Origin of the sequence: Agromyces sp. CCNWLW213 (genome assembly GCF_037199545.1) — a bacterium.
Classification (GTDB): domain Bacteria; phylum Actinomycetota; class Actinomycetes; order Actinomycetales; family Microbacteriaceae; genus Agromyces.
On record NZ_JBBBDX010000003.1, the window covers coordinates 357,759 to 371,661 of the forward strand.

The window sequence follows — 13,903 nt, forward strand, 5'->3', positions numbered from 1 at the left end:
GACGCGCGCGTCCCGGGTCGCGGCATCCGCGGTTGCTAGCGTCGGTCGCATGACCGCGACGGGACTCTCGCACGATCCGCTCTGGCCGCGGGCCGGCGACCGGCCGGCGTTCGACGACCTGCCGGCCGACGTCCGAGCCGACCTCGCGCTGCTCGGCGTGCCCGCCTTCCGCACGTCGCTCTCGCCGACCGCGGCGCACGCGACGCCCGCCGCGATCCGGGGCGCGCTCCGGAGGTACAGCCCGGCCCTGGTTCCCGACCGGTCGCGGGACCTCGCGCCGGACCCGGCTCCCGGGCCGGTCGACCTCGGCGAGCTCCGGATCGTCGACGCGGGCGACGTCCGCGACCCCGACGGCGAGGCCGGCGAGGCGCGCACGCGGGAGCGGGTCGCCGAGGTGCTGGCGCGCTCGGACGCGATCATGGCGTTGGGCGGCGACAACTCGGCGACGTTCGCGACGGCCCTCGGCGCATGGGGCGACGACCTCGGCCGGGCCGGGCTCGTCACGATCGACGCCCACTTCGACCTGCGCGACGGCGTCTCGAACGGCTCGCCCGTCCGGCGGCTCGTCGAGGCGGGGCTCGACCCGAGCCGGATCGTCCAGGTCGGCATCCAGGACTTCGCGAACTCCGCGGCGTACGCGCGCCGCGCCGCCGATCTGGGCATCACCGTCGTCCACCGCGACGAGCTGCACCACCGGCGCCCCGCGGCGGTCATGGCCGAGGCGCTCGAGATCGCGGGCGCTGCGGGCGGCCCCGTGCACCTCGACGTCGACGTCGACGCGTGCGACCGGAGCGTCGCGCCGGCCTGCCCCGCGTCGGTCCCCGGCGGACTCGCGGCGTGGGAGCTGCGCGCGCTGGTCCGCGCTGCGGCATCCGACCCTCGCGTGCGCTCGGCCGACCTCGTCGAGATCGACGCGACGACGGACGTCGCGGACGGTCGCACCGTGCGCCTCGCCGCGCTGTGCGTGCTCGAGTTCGCCGCCGGGCTGGCGCTGCGCCGGTGACGGCCGCGGACCCGCGACCGTGACGTGGCGGCGGCCCGGTGGCAGACTCGGCGCATGAAGACGCTCGTGCTGGTCCGCCACGCGAAGTCGGCGTGGGACGATCCGACGCTCTCCGACCACGACCGGCCGCTCAACGACCGCGGCCGACGAGACGCCCCCGAGATGGGCCGGCGGCTCCGCGAACGGGGCACGTCGCCCGACGCGATCCTGTCGAGCACCGCCGTGCGAGCGCGCACGACCGCCGAGGCCATCGCGGAGGCGCTCGACGTCGGCACCGCCGTCGTGCTCGACGACCGGCTCTACGGCTCGTCGGCCGAGACGATCCTCGACGTGGTCGCCGAACTCGACGACGCCCTGACGACGGCGATGGTCGTCGCGCACGATCCCGGGATGTCGCACCTCGCGTTCCGGCTCTCGGGCGAGATCGAGCACATGCCGACGTGCGCCGTCGCGGAGTTCCGGTTCGACGCGCGGTCGTGGGCCGACGTGCCGGACGCGGAGCCGGCCGAGGTGCGCCTCGACACCCCGCGCTGAGCGATCACGCCGCGGGCGGAACGGTCTCGCCGCCGTCGGCGGCACCGCCCGACGACGGGTCGCGGCGCAGGGCGCGGTAGCGCTCGGCGGTGAGCACCGTGAGCCGCTCGCCGTCGCGCTCGCCGACCTCCTCGAAGCCCAGCCGGGTCGCGAGCAGGAGCGACGCCTCGTTGCCCATGGTCATGACGGCCTCGACCGAGGCGGCGTGCAGGCGGTCGAACGCGAGCCCGAGCATGCCCTCGGCGGCCTCGCGGGCGAATCCGCGGCCCTGCCACTCGGGCCCCACGAGCCAGCCGATCTCGAGACGACGGGTCGCCGGGTCGAGCGAGCGCAGGTGCAGCGAGACGTCGCCCACGAGTGTGCCCTCGTACTCCACGCCGAGGGCCAGGAAGTCGTTCAGCTGCTCGAGCCGCGTGTGGCGCGTGCGGTGCATGAGGTGGATGAACGACTCGGCGCGCGTGCGGAGCGGCCACGACAGGTGCTCGATGACCGCGGGGTCGGACTGCCAGGCGTACCAGATGCCGGCGTCGGCGAGGCGGTGCGGGCGCAGGAGCAGGCGCTCGGTGCGGATCACGGGCGATCGGACCGGATCGGCGATGCGCGCGCCGCGCATGAACCGCGGCCGACGCGGCAGGAGCGAGCGGATCACATGCCCGAGGCCGGCCTCGCGCTTCGGTGGCCCCTCACCCGTTCGACTCATCGGCGGCCCCTTCGTGGTCGCATTGCCCCTATTCTCGCGGAATCCCGCCTGTGAGAGCGCCTCATATCCGACGGGTTGACAGAACCGATTCCGGTCCGGACCTCCCGGCGGGCTGCGAGAATCGAGGCATGCCGCCACTCGACCCCTCCTCGCCGCGGTACGCACGCCAGCGGGTGCTGCCCGGCGTCGGTGCGGCCGGCCAGCGACGCCTCGCGGAGGCGCACGTCGTCCTCCTCGGTGCGGGCGGACTCGGCAGCGCCGTGGTGCCGATCCTCGTGGCGGCCGGGGTGGGCCGCCTCACGCTCGTCGACGACGACCGCGTCGACGAGACCAACCTGCACCGCCAGATCATGCACGCTCCCGCCGACGTGGGGCGGCTGAAGGTCGAGTCGGCGACGGATGCCGCGGCCGCGCTCTCGCCGGCCACCGCGGTCGTGCCCGTGCCCCGCCGGTTCGACGAGACCAACGCGAACGGACTGCTCGCCGGCGCGGACCTGCTGGTCGACGGCACCGACGACATCCTCACGCGCTACGTGGCCGACGCGGCGGCCGCGCGTGCCGGCATCCCGCTGGTGTGGGGTTCGGCGGCGCGGTTCGGCGGGCAGGTCGGCGTCTCGTGGGAGGCCCGCGGCGTGTCGTACCGGGACCTGTTCCCCGAGCCGCCGGGCGACGCCGGACTCAGCTGCGAGATCGACGGCATCCTCCCCTCGGTGTGCACGGTGACCGGGGGGCTCATGGCGAGCGAGGTGCTCAAGCTGCTGACCGGGATCGGCGAGCCGCTGCTCGGGCGTGTGGCGCTCTACGACGCGCTCTCCGGCCGCACGCGCGAGATCGCATACCGACGCGACACCCCCGCCGGTCGAGGCGGACGCGAGGCGCCGGTCCCGACACCGCGGACCGCGGTCCGCGGGGAACCCGCAACGGGACCGGCCGACCTCGACCCGCGAACCCTCGCCGCCGAGCTGGCGGACGCCGCGCCGCCCGTGCTCCTCGACGTCCGCGAGCCGTGGGAGGCCGAGATCGCCGCGATCGAGGGGTCGGTGCTCATCCCCCTCGGCGAGCTCGGCGACCGGCTGGGCGAGCTCGACCCCGCGGCATCCGTCGTCGTGTACTGCCACCTCGGGGTGCGGTCGGAGTACGCCGCGCGCATGCTCGCGGGCGCGGGCTTCGCCGACGTGCGCAACCTCGCGGGCGGCATCGACGCATGGTCGCGCACGGTCGACGAGGGCGTGGTGCGGTACTGATGCGCGAGCGGATCCCGGTGGACGAGCACGCGCGGTTCGTGCGGTCGCTGCTCGCGCCGCTCGGGGCGCGCCCGTCGGAGGTCGTCGCGCTCGAGGACGCGCTCGGCCGCGTCACGGCCTCGCCCGTCGAATCGCCGCTCGACCTGCCGCCGTTCCGGAACTCCCAGATGGACGGCTTCGCGGTCCGCGCGGCCGACGTCGCCGATGCGCCCGTGGTGCTCCCGATCGCCGGCGAGGTGGCCGCCGCACCCGGCTCGCCCGCGCCGCTCCCGCCCGGTGCCGCGGTGCGGATCATGACCGGGGCGCCCGTGCCCGACGGCGCCGACGCGGTCGTGCCCGTCGAGGACACGGAGCCCGACGGGGACGGCGTCCGGGTCCGGCGGGCGCGCTCGGCAGGGGAGTACGTGCGCGAGGCCGGGTCCGACCTCGAGGCGGGCGGTGACGTGCTGCCCGCGGGCGTGCGGCTCGGCTCGCGGCACCTCGCCGCCGCCGCGGCATCGAACCTCACCCGGCTGCTCGTGCGCGAGCGCGTGCGCGTCGCCGTCGTGAGCACGGGCAGCGAGCTCGTCGCGCCGGGAGACGCACCCGGACCGGGAGAGATCCCCGACGCGAACGGGATCGCGCTCGCGGCGGCGGTCCGCGCGGCCGGCGCCGTCGTCGTGCACGCCGCGCGCGTCCGCGACGACACCGCGCGACTGCGCGGCGAGCTCGACGCCGCCGTCGACGCGGGCGCGGAGCTCGTCCTCACGAGCGGCGGCATCTCGCAGGGTGCGTACGAGGTCGTGCGCGAGCTGCTCGAGCCGCTCGGCGCCTGGGTCGGCTCGGTCGCGATGCAGCCGGGCGGACCGCAGGCGACCGCCGTGTACCGGGGTGCTCCGGTCATCGGCTTCCCCGGGAACCCCGTGAGCGCGCAGCTCTCGTTCGAGCTCTTCGTCGCGCCGACGCTGCGGGCCATCGCCGGCCTGCCGCCCGCGCGCACCGACCGGATGCCGCTCGCCGAGCCCGTGCGCTCGATCCCCGGCCGCCGTCAGTTCCTCCGCGGTCGTCGCACCGACGACGGCCGCGCCCTGCCGGTCGGCGGGCCGGGGTCGCACCTCGTCGCGGCGCTCGCGGCATCCGAGCTGCTCATCGTCGTGCCGGAGGACGTCGAGGCGCTCGACGCGGGCGACGCGGTCGATACCGTGGACCTATGAGCGAGCTCACCCATCTCGACGACGACGGCCGCGCGCGCATGGTCGACGTCGGCGGCAAGCCCGTCACGCGCCGGGTCGCGATCGCCGAGGGGCGGCTCGACACGACCGCCGAGGTGGTCGCGCTCGTGCGCAGCGACGGGCTGAAGAAGGCCGACGTCCTGCCCACCGCCCGCATCGCGGGCATCCAGGGCGCCAAGCGCACGAGCGAGCTGATCCCCCTCGCGCACATCGTTCCGCTCGACGCGGTGTCGATCGACTTCGGCTTCGAGGATGCCGCCGTCACGATCCGCGCGACCGCCACGACGACCGCACGCACGGGCATCGAGATGGAGGCGCTCACGGCCGTCGCCGTCGCGGGCCTCGCGCTGCACGACATGGTCAAGGCCGTCGACCCCGCGGCGACCCTGGGCGGCATCCGACTCGTCGAGAAGCGCGGCGGCAAGCGCGGCGTCTGGCGAACGGACGGCGCCGCCGGCACCGCCCGCGCCGACGGCACGGACGAGCCCGCGGATGCCGCGCCGTCCCGACGCGCGATCGTGCTCGTCTCGTCCACGCGCGCTGCGGCCGGCACGGCCGACGACACCACGGGGCCCGCGATCGCCGCCTGGCTGGCCGACCGCGGCCTCGAGCCCGACGCCCCGCGCGTGGTCGCCGACGCCGACCTCGCCGACGCCCTGCGCGCCGCGGTGGCCGAGGCGCCCGCGGTGATCCTCACGACGGGCGGCACGGGCGTGAACCCGACCGACCGCACGCCCGAGGCCACTCGCGCGGTGCTCGACCAGGAGCTTCCGGGCGTCGCCGAGGCGATCCGCGCGGCGGGCCGGCCGGCGACGCCGACGGCGGCATTGAGCCGGGCGCTCGCGGGCGTCGCCGGCCGCACGATCGTCGTGAACCTGCCGGGATCCCGGGGCGGAGTCGCCGACGGGCTGGCCGTGCTCGCCGAGCTGCTGCCGCACCTGCTCGACCAGGTCTCCGGAGGGGACCACGCGCCCCGGCCGCGGCATCCGCGGCACCCGGACCCCGGATCGGCGCACCTCGCGCACGGCGGCGCGGGCGAGGCCTCCGGCGAGGCCGACCGCCTCGAGCACGGAGGCGCCCCGCATGCCTGAGCCCGAGGTGCTCGCGCTCGTCACCGACGCGCCCATCGACCGCGCGGCGGTCGAGGCGTTCGTGCTGTCCCGACGGGACGGCGCCCTCGTGACCTTCGAGGGCGTCATCCGCGACCACGACCACGGCGAGGCGGTCACCGCGCTCGACTACTCCGCCCATCCCGACGCCGAGCGGTTCCTCAGGGAGACGTGCGCTGAGGTGGCGCGGGAGACCGGGCTGCGCGTGGCGGCGGCGCACCGCGTCGGCGCGCTCGCGATCGGCGAGGTCGCGCTCGTCGCCTCCGTCGCGGCGCCGCACCGCGCCGAGGCGTTCGCGGCGTGCGCGCTGCTCGTCGACCGGATCAAGGAGCGGACCCCGATCTGGAAGCGCCAGCACCTCGACGGCGGTGCGACCGAGTGGGTCAACCTCTGACGCCGCGCCGCGCCGAAGCTGCGAGGATGGGCTCATGCGCGAATGGACCTTCCTGACCCATCACGCGCACGTGCTGCTCGCGGTCGCCAACGATCGCGACGCCACCGTGCGGTCCATCGCCGGGACGGTGGGCATCTCGACGCGCGCCGCCGTCACGATCCTCAACGACCTCGAGGACGCCGGGTACCTCGAACGCGAGCGGCGCGGCCGGCGGAACCACTACATCCTGCATCCCGAGCGGCCCCTGCGGCATCCGTCGAACGCCGCGCACACCGCGGGCGAGCTGATCAGGACGCTCGCCGACCTGCCCGTGCGGCCGAGCCGCGACTGAGGATCGCGCCGAGCGCTCAGCCGCCCGCGAAGGGCGGGAGCACGTCGACCTGCGCGCCGATCGGCGTCGCCGGATCGCGTCGCACCACCCCGTCGACGAGGAACGAGCCGTTCGCCACGACCCGCGCCATCGGGGCGCCGTAGCGGGAGACGAGCACGTCGCGGAGCTCGCCGAGCGTCGGCGTCGGACCGAGGCGCTCCTCCTCGACCCCCGCGGCCTCGGCGGCGGCGGCGAAGTAGCGGACCAGCACCGTTCCGGCTCGCGTGGCGGTCTCCGTCGCGCTCGTGGTCGTCGTGCCGTCAGCCACCGATGCCTCCCATCGTCCGCACCGGGCGCACGAAGTCGAGGTCGTCGATGCCGTGCCCGGCCTTCTTGGCCCACATCGCCGCGCGCCACCGGTCGGCGAGCTCGTCGTCGGACGCGCCGGCGCGCAGCATCCCGCGCAGGTCGGTCTCGTCGTCGCCGAACAGGCAGGAGCGCACCGACCCCTCGGCCGTGAGGCGCGTGCGGTCGCACGCCCCGCAGAAGGGTCGAGTGACCGACGCGATCACGCCGACCGTCGCGGGCCCGCCGTCGACGAGCCATTCCTCGGCGGGAGCCGACGGATCCTCGCGCCCCACGGGCTCGAGGGCGAACCGGGTGCGAAGCACCGCGAGCAGCTCGTCGGCGTCGACCATGTTCGCCCGCTGCCACGCCTCGTCGGCATCGAGCGGCATCTGCTCGATGAACCGCAGGCGGCATCCGTGCTCGATCGCCCAGGACAGCAGGTCGGGGGCGTCGTGCAGCGTCTCGCGCATGAGCACGGCGTTCACCTTCAGCGGGCCGAGCCCGGCCCGGTGCGCGCCCGCGATCCCGGCGAGCACCGCGGGGAGCCGGTCGCGTCGCGTGAGCCGGGTGAAGTGCTCCCGATCGAGCGTGTCGAGCGAGACGTTCACGCGCACGAGCCCGGCCGCGCGGAGCGCCTCCGCCTTGCGGTCGAGCCCGATGCCGTTCGTGGTCATCGAGAGCGACGCCCGGGGTGCGGCCAGCGCGCTGAGCCGCACGATCTCGACCAGGTCGGGGCGCGTCAGGGGCTCGCCGCCCGTGAAGCGGACCTCGCGCACGCCGAGGCGGTGCACGGCCACGCCGACCAGGCGCGCGATCTCCTCCGCGGAGAGCAGTTCGTCGCGGGGGATCACGGGCAGCCCCTCGGCGGGCATGCAGTACGTGCACCGCAGCGAGCACGCCGAGGTGATCGAGATCCGCAGGTCGTGCGCGACCCGGCCGAAGCGGTCGACCAGCCCGGCGACATCCGGCCGCCCCTCGGTCGACGGCGCCGCCGACGGCGCCCGGCGCAGTGCGGGCATCCCGAGGGCGATCGCGGTCATGCCCCCACGATACGCAGGCCCACGTTTCCGGCCTATGACACGGCGGGAATCCTCAGGCTCCGGAGGCGTGCGCCTCGGCGGCGTCGCCGAGCCGGTCGGCGAGCACCCCGACGCCCTCGGGGCGTCCGGCGCCCACGGCGAGCCCGAGGAGGAAGGCCGTCACGGGCGCCGCCGGCCTGGCCACGCCGTGGGCGACCCGGCGCGCGAGGTCGAGCACGGTCGCGACGGGCACGTCGGCGGGGTCGAGGCCGAGCAGCTCGGCGGCCTCGGCCACCCAGTCGTCGAGCGCCTCGGGTGCGAGCGGTTCCGTCATGGGGTTCCCTCCGGTCCGGTGGCGCGAGCGAGGTCGCCCCACGTGTCGATGTCGTGCGTGCTGCCGCCGTCGGCGACGGTGACGAGGTCGAGGGATGCCGCGAGCCGGCGCATCGCGGCGCCGTGCAGCGCGGCGCGGTCGCCCTCCGGTCGGGCGGCGGCGTCGAGCGCGGCGTCGAGCGCGGCTCGCGAGTAGATCGCCGCGAGCCACTGGGTGCGCCCGGACGCGTCGACGAGGCAGACGCCGTCGGCGTCGGGGTCGGCCGCCCGCGCGGCGGTGAGACGTGCCACGGCGGCGCCGGCCTCGGGCATGTCGCACGCGAGCACCAGGACGTGCTCCGGCCGGTCGCCGAGCGCGCCGAGCCCGGCCGCGAGCCCCGCCACGGGACCGCCGAACGGCGGATCCTCCTGCACGTGCAGGCATCCGTCGGCCCGGAGCTCCGGCGGCCCGACGACCACGATCCGCTCGCAGCCCGCCGCCCGCGCGGCGGAGATCGCGGTGGTGAGCAGTCGCTGCCCGCCGACCATCAGGTCGGGCTTGCTCACGCCACCCAGCCGCGTCGCGCGCCCGCCGGCGAGGATGACCGCGCCGAGCCCGCTCATCGCGTGATCGCCGCCTCGACGAGGTCGCCCGCGGCGACGTCCTCCACGTCCTCCGGCACGATCGCGAAGCCGTCGGCCATCGCGAGCCCGGCGGCCAGGTGCGATCCGGCGCCGCCCGTCGTCGCCGGGCGCACCGCGGGGCGACCGTCGCGCATCGACAGTGCGACCGGCATGAACTGGCGACGGCCCGCGGGGGAGCGCCAGCCGAGCTCGACCACCGCCTGCCACGTCGGGCGTCGGATGTCGGCGCGCCCGAGCATCCGCAGCAGCGCCGGCCGCACGAACGCCTCGAACGACACCGCCACGCCCACCGGGTTGCCGGGCAGGCCGAACACGGGCGTGCCGCCCGGCAGGGTGCCGAACGCCTGCGGCGCACCGGGCTGCATCGCCACGCGCGCGAAGCCGACCGTGCCGAACTCGGCGAGCACGTGCCGCACGACGTCGTGCGCGCCGACGCTCACGCCGCCCGCGAAGACGACGAGGTCGCACGGATGCCGCGTGGCGAGACAGTCGCGAAGGGCGCCCGGCTCGTCGGCGATCCGCCGGGTCTCGCTCACGATGCCGCCGGCCTCGGCGACGAGCGCCTCGAGCAGCAGCGAGTTCGAGTCGTGGATGCGTCCGGGCCCGAGCGGGGCGCCCGGTTCGACGAGCTCGCTGCCGGTCGCGACGACGGCGACGCGCGGCGGTGCCGCGACCGGCAGCTCGGCCAGTCCCGCGGCGGCGGCGGCCGCGACGCGCCGCGCGTCGAGCATGAGGCCCGCGCCGAGCACGCGGTCGCCGGCGTGCAGGTCCTCGCCGCGCCGGCGGATGTGGTGCCCGGGCCGCGGGGCGGCCAGGATCGCGACCCGGTCGGTGCCGGCATCCGTGCGCTCGACCGGGACGACGGCGTCGGCGCCCGCGGGAACCGGTGCGCCCGTCATGATGCGCGCCGCGCGGCCCGGTCCGACGGCGACGTCGCCGGCCGACCCGGCGGGCAGGTCGGCGACCACCTCGAGCACGACCGGCGCGTCCCCGGCGGCGTTCGCGACATCGGCCCGCCGCACCGCGTACCCGTCCATGGCCGAGTTGTCGAACGAGGGCAGGTCGACGCGGGCGTCGACGGATGCGGCGAGCGTCCGCCCCGCGGCATCCGCGAGCCGCACCGCCTCGACCCGGCGCAACGGCGCGACGGTCGAGAGGACCCGCTCGAGGTGCGCGTCCACCGAGACCCGGGCAGCGACGCCGTGGGGCGCCGGCGTGAACGTCGGCATGACCCCACGGTAGACCTCGGGCGCGTCGGATGATCGGCTCGTGACATGACGGGCTCGCGTGGCTAGGGTCGAACCCGACGGCGTCCGGTCCGAGCGGGAGGAGACGGGCATGTCGTTCATCACGAGGGGATTCACCGGTCGAGGGCGCGAGCGGGACGACCGGTTGCCGCCGGGCCAGACGCTGGTGGGCGACTTCCCGGTGCTGTCGGCGGGGCCGACGCCCGACATCGACACCGCCGACTGGTCGTTCACGATCCGCACCGAAACCGGCACGGAGCACTCGTGGACGTGGGACGAGTTCATGGCGCTGCCCATCGAGGACGTCACGACCGACATCCACTGCGTCACGCACTGGTCGAAGCTCGGAACCGGATGGCGCGGCGTCTCGCTCGACACGCTGTTCGCCGACGTCGAGACCGAGCTCGAGTACACGATGGCGCACAGCTACGGCGGGTACACGACGAACGTGCCGCTCGACGACCTGCTCGACGGCAAGGCGTGGGTCGCGTTCGAGTTCGACGGGGAGCCGCTCGATCCCGAGCACGGAGGGCCCGCGCGGCTGCTCGTGCCGCACCTCTACTTCTGGAAGAGCGCGAAGTGGGTCCGCGGGCTCGAGATGATGGCCGACGACGAGCCCGGCTTCTGGGAGCAGAACGGGTACCACCTGCGGGGCGACCCGTGGAAGGAGGAGCGGTACTGGTGAGCGCCGACGGGGTGGCGCCGGTCGCGTCGCGGGCCGCGCCCATCCGCGCGATGCCACGGGCCGGATGGCACCTCGCCACGGTCGCCGCGACCCGCCGCGAGACGCCCAACGCGGCGCGACTCGAGCTCGAGGTCGACGGCTGGCCCGGCAACGAGGCGGGGCAGCACCTCGACGTGCGGCTCACCGCTCCGGACGGCTACACCGCGACGCGGTCGTACTCGATCGCGTCCTCGGGGCCCGGGTCCCGCGTCGTGCTCGCGGTCGACAAGCTCCCCGAAGGCGAGGTGTCGCCGTACCTGGTCGACGAGCTGCGCGCGGGCGACCGGCTGGAGGTGCACGGGCCGCTCGGCGCGTTCTTCGTCTGGCGGCCGGCAGCGGTGACGGACGACCCGCGGCCGGTGCAGCTCATCGCCGGAGGCTCGGGCGTGGTGCCCCTCTACGCGATGGCACGCGCCCATGCGGCGGCCGACGACCTCACGCCCTTCCGGTTGCTGTACTCGGTGCGGACGCCGGACGACGTGTACTTCGCGTCGGAGTGGGAGCAGCTCGCCGCGGCATCCGCGCCCCTGCGATTGGACCTGGTGTACACGCGGCGCGCGCCCGACGGATGGCCGGCGCCGCCCGGGCGCATCACGCGCGAGGCCCTCGCGGCCGCCGTGGTGCCCGCCGAGGAGCGCCCCCGCGTCTTCGCCTGCGGGTCGACGGGGTTCGTCGAGCGCGTCGCCGACTGGCTGGTGGAGCTCGGACACGAGCCCCGCGACATCCGCACCGAACGCTACGGAGGCACGTGATGACGGGTCACCTCGACGGCAACGCCCTCGCGGGGCCGCTGGCCGACTTCTTCTCGTTCGACATCACGACGACGACCGGGCGCTGCAACGCCTGCGGCACCGTCGCGGAGCTCGCGCGCGCCATGGTCTACGTCAGCGGCGCCGGCACGGTCGTGCGCTGCGCGACGTGCGACCACGTGCTCGCGGTGCTCGTCGACACGGGCGAGCGCGCCTGGATCGATCTCGCCGGCGTCAGCGCGATCGAGGTGCGGCGCTGACCTCGCCGACCCGGTCGACCGAGCCGCGGAGGATCGACGTCATCTTCTTGCCGCGCGCGACCTCGTCGACGAGCTTGTCCATGTAGCGGATGCGCTGCATGAGCGGGTCCTCGATGTGCTCGACCCGGACGCCGCAGATCACGCCGGTGATGAGCTCGGCGTTCGGGTTGATCGCGGGCGCCTCCGCGAAGAAGGTCGCGAGGTCGCGTCCGTCGTCGATCGCCTCCTCGAGGCCGGCCTCGTCGTACCCGGTGAGCCAGCTGATGACCTCGTCGACCTCCGCCCGGCTGCGCCCCTTGCGTTCCGCCTTCTGCACGTAGAGCGGATGGATCCTCGCGAAGCTCATCCCGAAGATTCGGTGTCCGTCCATGGTGCCCTCCCCGCGGTCGCGTCGCGTTCGTTCCGCTCCCTTCGAGGATAGGCTCCGCATCGTGCCCGTCTCCGCACGGGAGCCTGTGCGAGGCTGGCCCCGTGTGGATCGGATGGGTCGAGTTCGACGTGCTGCTCGGCGACGTGCACTCGCTCAAGGAGAAGCGCGGCGTGCTGCGTCCGGTGCTGGCCGAGCTGCGGCGGGCGACCGAGGCATCCGTCGCCGAAGTCGGCGAGCAGGACCTGCACCGTCGCGCCGTCATCGGGGTCGGCGTCGTGGCATCCGATGCCGATCGGGTGACGGAGGTGCTCGATCGCGCCGAACGGCTCGTCGCCGCCCACCCCGAATTCACGCTGCTCTCCGCGCGCCGACGTCTGCGCCGAAGCGACGACGACTGAGCGAGCCGTGGGTCGGGGCCTCGCCGCGGCCGGCTCGCCGGTCGCTCCTCGCCCGCAGGACGGCGCTCACGCCACGCGCGCGCCGTCCTTCCAGGTCTCCGCGACGAGCGGCACGCCCGGCCGGTACGCGAGATGCACGTGCGAGGGCGCGTCGAGGAGCGCGAGGTCGGCACGCGCCCCGGGCCGCAGCGCGCCGACATCCGCGCGACGGAGCGCCGCAGCGCCGCCCGCGGTGGCGGCCCACACCGCCTCGGCCGGGGTCATCCCCATGTCGCGCACGGCGACGGCGATGCAGAACGGCATTGAGCTCGTGAAGCTCGACCCCGGGTTGCAGTCGCTCGCGAGCGCGACCGTGACGCCCGCGTCGATGAGCCGGCGCGCGTCGGGGTACGGATGCCGCGTCGAGAACTCCACCCCCGGCAGCAGGGTGGCGACGGTGTCCGAATCCGCGAGCGCCGCGACATCCGCGTCGTCGAGGTAGGTGCAGTGGTCGACGGATGCCGCGTCGAGCTCGACCGCGAGCCGCACCCCCTCGCCTTGCCCGAGCTGGTTGCCGTGCACGCGGACGCCGAGGCCCGCGGCTCGGCCGGCCTCGAGCACCCGCCGCGACTGCGCGGCGTCGAAGGCGCCGCGCTCGCAGAACGCGTCGACCCAGCGCACGTGGGGTCGGCATGCGGCGAGCATGTCGCCCGAGACGAGGTCGACGTAGGCGTCGGCGCCGGGCCCGTCCGGTTCGCGGAACTCGGCCGGCACCACATGCGCGCCGAGGAATGTCACCTCGTCGGTCACCTCGGCGGCGAGGCGCGCGAGCCGCTCCTCGTCCACCACCGAGAGGCCGTAGCCCGTCTTCACCTCGAACGTCGTCGTGCCCTGACGATGCAACTCGCGCACGAACCCGGCGAGCCTGGCACGGAGTTCGCCATCGGTGGCCGCGCGCGTGGCCGCGACGGTCGAGCGGATCCCGCCGGCTTCATATGCCCGTCCGGCCATGCGCGCCGCGAACTCGTCGGCGCGGTCGCCGCCGAACACGAGGTGGGTGTGCGAGTCGACGAAGCCGGGGATCACGGCCCGCCCGCGGGCGTCGACCACTTCGACGTGGAGGGCGTGCGGCGCGTCGGGCGTGCCGGCGGGTGAGGACGAGGGGACCGGCGCATCGGCCGAGCGGCCGATCCACGCGATGACGCCGTCCTCGGCGAGGAGGGCCGCGTCGCGCACGATGCCGAGCGGGCCGCCCTCGCGTCCGGGAGCGGGGTCGTTCGTGACGAGCTCGCCGATGCCCGTGACGAGCAGGCGCGAGGCGGCCGTGCGGCCGGCGAGGGGCGACAT

19 protein-coding genes are annotated in these 13,903 nt (G+C 75.5%); 11 read left to right on the forward strand and 8 right to left on the reverse strand.

The genetic code is table 11. The annotated features are described in order from the left end of the window. The first annotated feature begins 49 nt into the window (after positions 1–49). Together WBQ80_RS09075 and WBQ80_RS09080 are read left to right on the forward strand one after the other, a co-directional pair. On the forward strand, positions 50–1,003 hold the full coding sequence (locus tag WBQ80_RS09075) for an arginase family protein (protein ID WP_336572026.1): 954 nt from the start codon (positions 50–52) through the stop codon (positions 1,001–1,003). Positions 1,004–1,057: 54 nt separating this feature from the next. Continuing rightward, positions 1,058–1,537 carry a SixA phosphatase family protein gene (locus WBQ80_RS09080; protein ID WP_336572027.1) on the forward strand — a complete coding sequence of 160 codons (480 nt, stop codon included), beginning with the start codon at positions 1,058–1,060 and terminating at the stop codon, positions 1,535–1,537. Positions 1,538–1,541: 4 nt separating this feature from the next. On the opposite strand, the gene WBQ80_RS09085 is transcribed toward WBQ80_RS09080, so the two are convergent. Continuing rightward, positions 1,542–2,237, reverse strand: coding sequence for a GNAT family N-acetyltransferase (locus WBQ80_RS09085; protein ID WP_336572028.1), 696 nt, complete (start codon positions 2,235–2,237; stop codon positions 1,542–1,544). 128 nt (positions 2,238–2,365) lie between these two features. On the opposite strand from WBQ80_RS09085, the gene WBQ80_RS09090 reads away from it, so the two are divergent. Genes WBQ80_RS09090 through WBQ80_RS09110 form a run of 5 tightly spaced genes read left to right on the forward strand, consistent with a single transcriptional unit; the run spans position 2,366 to position 6,526 of the window. Continuing rightward, the gene (locus WBQ80_RS09090) at positions 2,366–3,481 is read left to right on the forward strand and encodes a ThiF family adenylyltransferase (RefSeq protein WP_336572029.1); all 1,116 of its coding nucleotides are present in this window, start codon (positions 2,366–2,368) and stop codon (positions 3,479–3,481) included. 17 nt (positions 3,482–3,498) lie between these two features. Next, complete coding sequence (locus tag WBQ80_RS09095; RefSeq protein WP_336572030.1) at positions 3,499–4,674, forward strand: molybdopterin molybdotransferase MoeA; 1,176 nt, start codon at positions 3,499–3,501, stop codon at positions 4,672–4,674. Beyond that, positions 4,671–5,783 carry a bifunctional molybdenum cofactor biosynthesis protein MoaC/MoaB gene (moaCB, locus tag WBQ80_RS09100; RefSeq protein WP_336572031.1) on the forward strand — a complete coding sequence of 371 codons (1,113 nt, stop codon included), beginning with the start codon at positions 4,671–4,673 and terminating at the stop codon, positions 5,781–5,783. Before WBQ80_RS09095 ends, moaCB begins: the two co-directional genes overlap by 4 nt. Next, positions 5,776–6,195, forward strand: coding sequence for a molybdenum cofactor biosynthesis protein MoaE (locus tag WBQ80_RS09105; protein ID WP_336572032.1), 420 nt, complete (start codon positions 5,776–5,778; stop codon positions 6,193–6,195). Before moaCB ends, WBQ80_RS09105 begins: the two co-directional genes overlap by 8 nt. Positions 6,196–6,229: 34 nt before the next feature. Beyond that, positions 6,230–6,526: a helix-turn-helix transcriptional regulator gene (locus tag WBQ80_RS09110; protein WP_336572033.1), complete on the forward strand. Its 297-nt coding sequence runs from the start codon at positions 6,230–6,232 to the stop codon at positions 6,524–6,526. A gap of 16 nt (positions 6,527–6,542) precedes the next feature. Here the strand turns inward: WBQ80_RS09110 and WBQ80_RS09115 are convergent, their stop codons facing one another. From WBQ80_RS09115 to WBQ80_RS09135, 5 genes are read right to left on the reverse strand one after another with little or no spacing between them, the layout of a single operon-like run. Then, entirely contained in the window at positions 6,543–6,833 is a 291-nt protein-coding gene (locus WBQ80_RS09115; RefSeq protein WP_336572034.1) for a MoaD/ThiS family protein, read from the reverse strand. Further along, positions 6,826–7,893: a GTP 3',8-cyclase MoaA gene (gene moaA, locus WBQ80_RS09120; RefSeq protein WP_337282528.1), complete on the reverse strand. Its 1,068-nt coding sequence runs from the start codon at positions 7,891–7,893 to the stop codon at positions 6,826–6,828. Before moaA ends, WBQ80_RS09115 begins: the two co-directional genes overlap by 8 nt. A 52-nt stretch (positions 7,894–7,945) precedes the next feature. Further along, complete coding sequence (locus WBQ80_RS09125) at positions 7,946–8,206, reverse strand: DUF6457 domain-containing protein (protein ID WP_336572037.1); 261 nt, start codon at positions 8,204–8,206, stop codon at positions 7,946–7,948. Then, positions 8,203–8,808 (reverse strand): molybdenum cofactor guanylyltransferase, encoded by a 606-nt coding sequence (mobA, locus tag WBQ80_RS09130; protein ID WP_336572038.1) that lies wholly within the window; start codon positions 8,806–8,808, stop codon positions 8,203–8,205. Before mobA ends, WBQ80_RS09125 begins: the two co-directional genes overlap by 4 nt. Continuing rightward, positions 8,805–10,058, reverse strand: coding sequence for a molybdopterin molybdotransferase MoeA (locus tag WBQ80_RS09135; protein ID WP_336572039.1), 1,254 nt, complete (start codon positions 10,056–10,058; stop codon positions 8,805–8,807). Before WBQ80_RS09135 ends, mobA begins: the two co-directional genes overlap by 4 nt. Before the next feature lie 109 nt (positions 10,059–10,167). Here WBQ80_RS09135 and WBQ80_RS09140 point away from each other — a divergent pair, with 109 nt between their 5' ends. Genes WBQ80_RS09140 through WBQ80_RS09150 form a run of 3 tightly spaced genes read left to right on the forward strand, consistent with a single transcriptional unit; the run spans position 10,168 to position 11,809 of the window. Continuing rightward, a complete protein-coding gene (locus WBQ80_RS09140; RefSeq protein ID WP_336572040.1) occupies positions 10,168–10,761 on the forward strand; it encodes a sulfite oxidase-like oxidoreductase in 594 nt (197 codons plus the stop codon). Between the two features lie 50 nt (positions 10,762–10,811). Further along, a complete protein-coding gene (locus WBQ80_RS09145; RefSeq protein WP_442892695.1) occupies positions 10,812–11,552 on the forward strand; it encodes an FAD-binding oxidoreductase in 741 nt (246 codons plus the stop codon). Further along, entirely contained in the window at positions 11,552–11,809 is a 258-nt protein-coding gene (locus WBQ80_RS09150) for a DUF6510 family protein (RefSeq protein ID WP_336572042.1), read from the forward strand. The genes WBQ80_RS09145 and WBQ80_RS09150 overlap by 1 nt, the downstream gene beginning before the upstream one ends. Here the strand turns inward: WBQ80_RS09150 and WBQ80_RS09155 are convergent. Continuing rightward, the gene (locus tag WBQ80_RS09155; protein WP_336572043.1) at positions 11,784–12,179 is read right to left on the reverse strand and encodes a DUF2200 domain-containing protein; all 396 of its coding nucleotides are present in this window, start codon (positions 12,177–12,179) and stop codon (positions 11,784–11,786) included. The two genes, WBQ80_RS09150 and WBQ80_RS09155, sit on opposite strands and share 26 nt — an antisense overlap. 101 nt (positions 12,180–12,280) lie before the next feature. Between WBQ80_RS09155 and WBQ80_RS09160 the strand changes: the two genes are divergently transcribed. Beyond that, complete coding sequence (locus WBQ80_RS09160; RefSeq protein WP_336572044.1) at positions 12,281–12,577, forward strand: DUF503 domain-containing protein; 297 nt, start codon at positions 12,281–12,283, stop codon at positions 12,575–12,577. A 66-nt stretch (positions 12,578–12,643) separates the two neighbouring features. On the opposite strand, the gene hutI is transcribed toward WBQ80_RS09160, so the two are convergent. Continuing rightward, on the reverse strand, positions 12,644–13,903 hold the full coding sequence (gene hutI, locus WBQ80_RS09165; protein WP_336572045.1) for an imidazolonepropionase: 1,260 nt from the start codon (positions 13,901–13,903) through the stop codon (positions 12,644–12,646).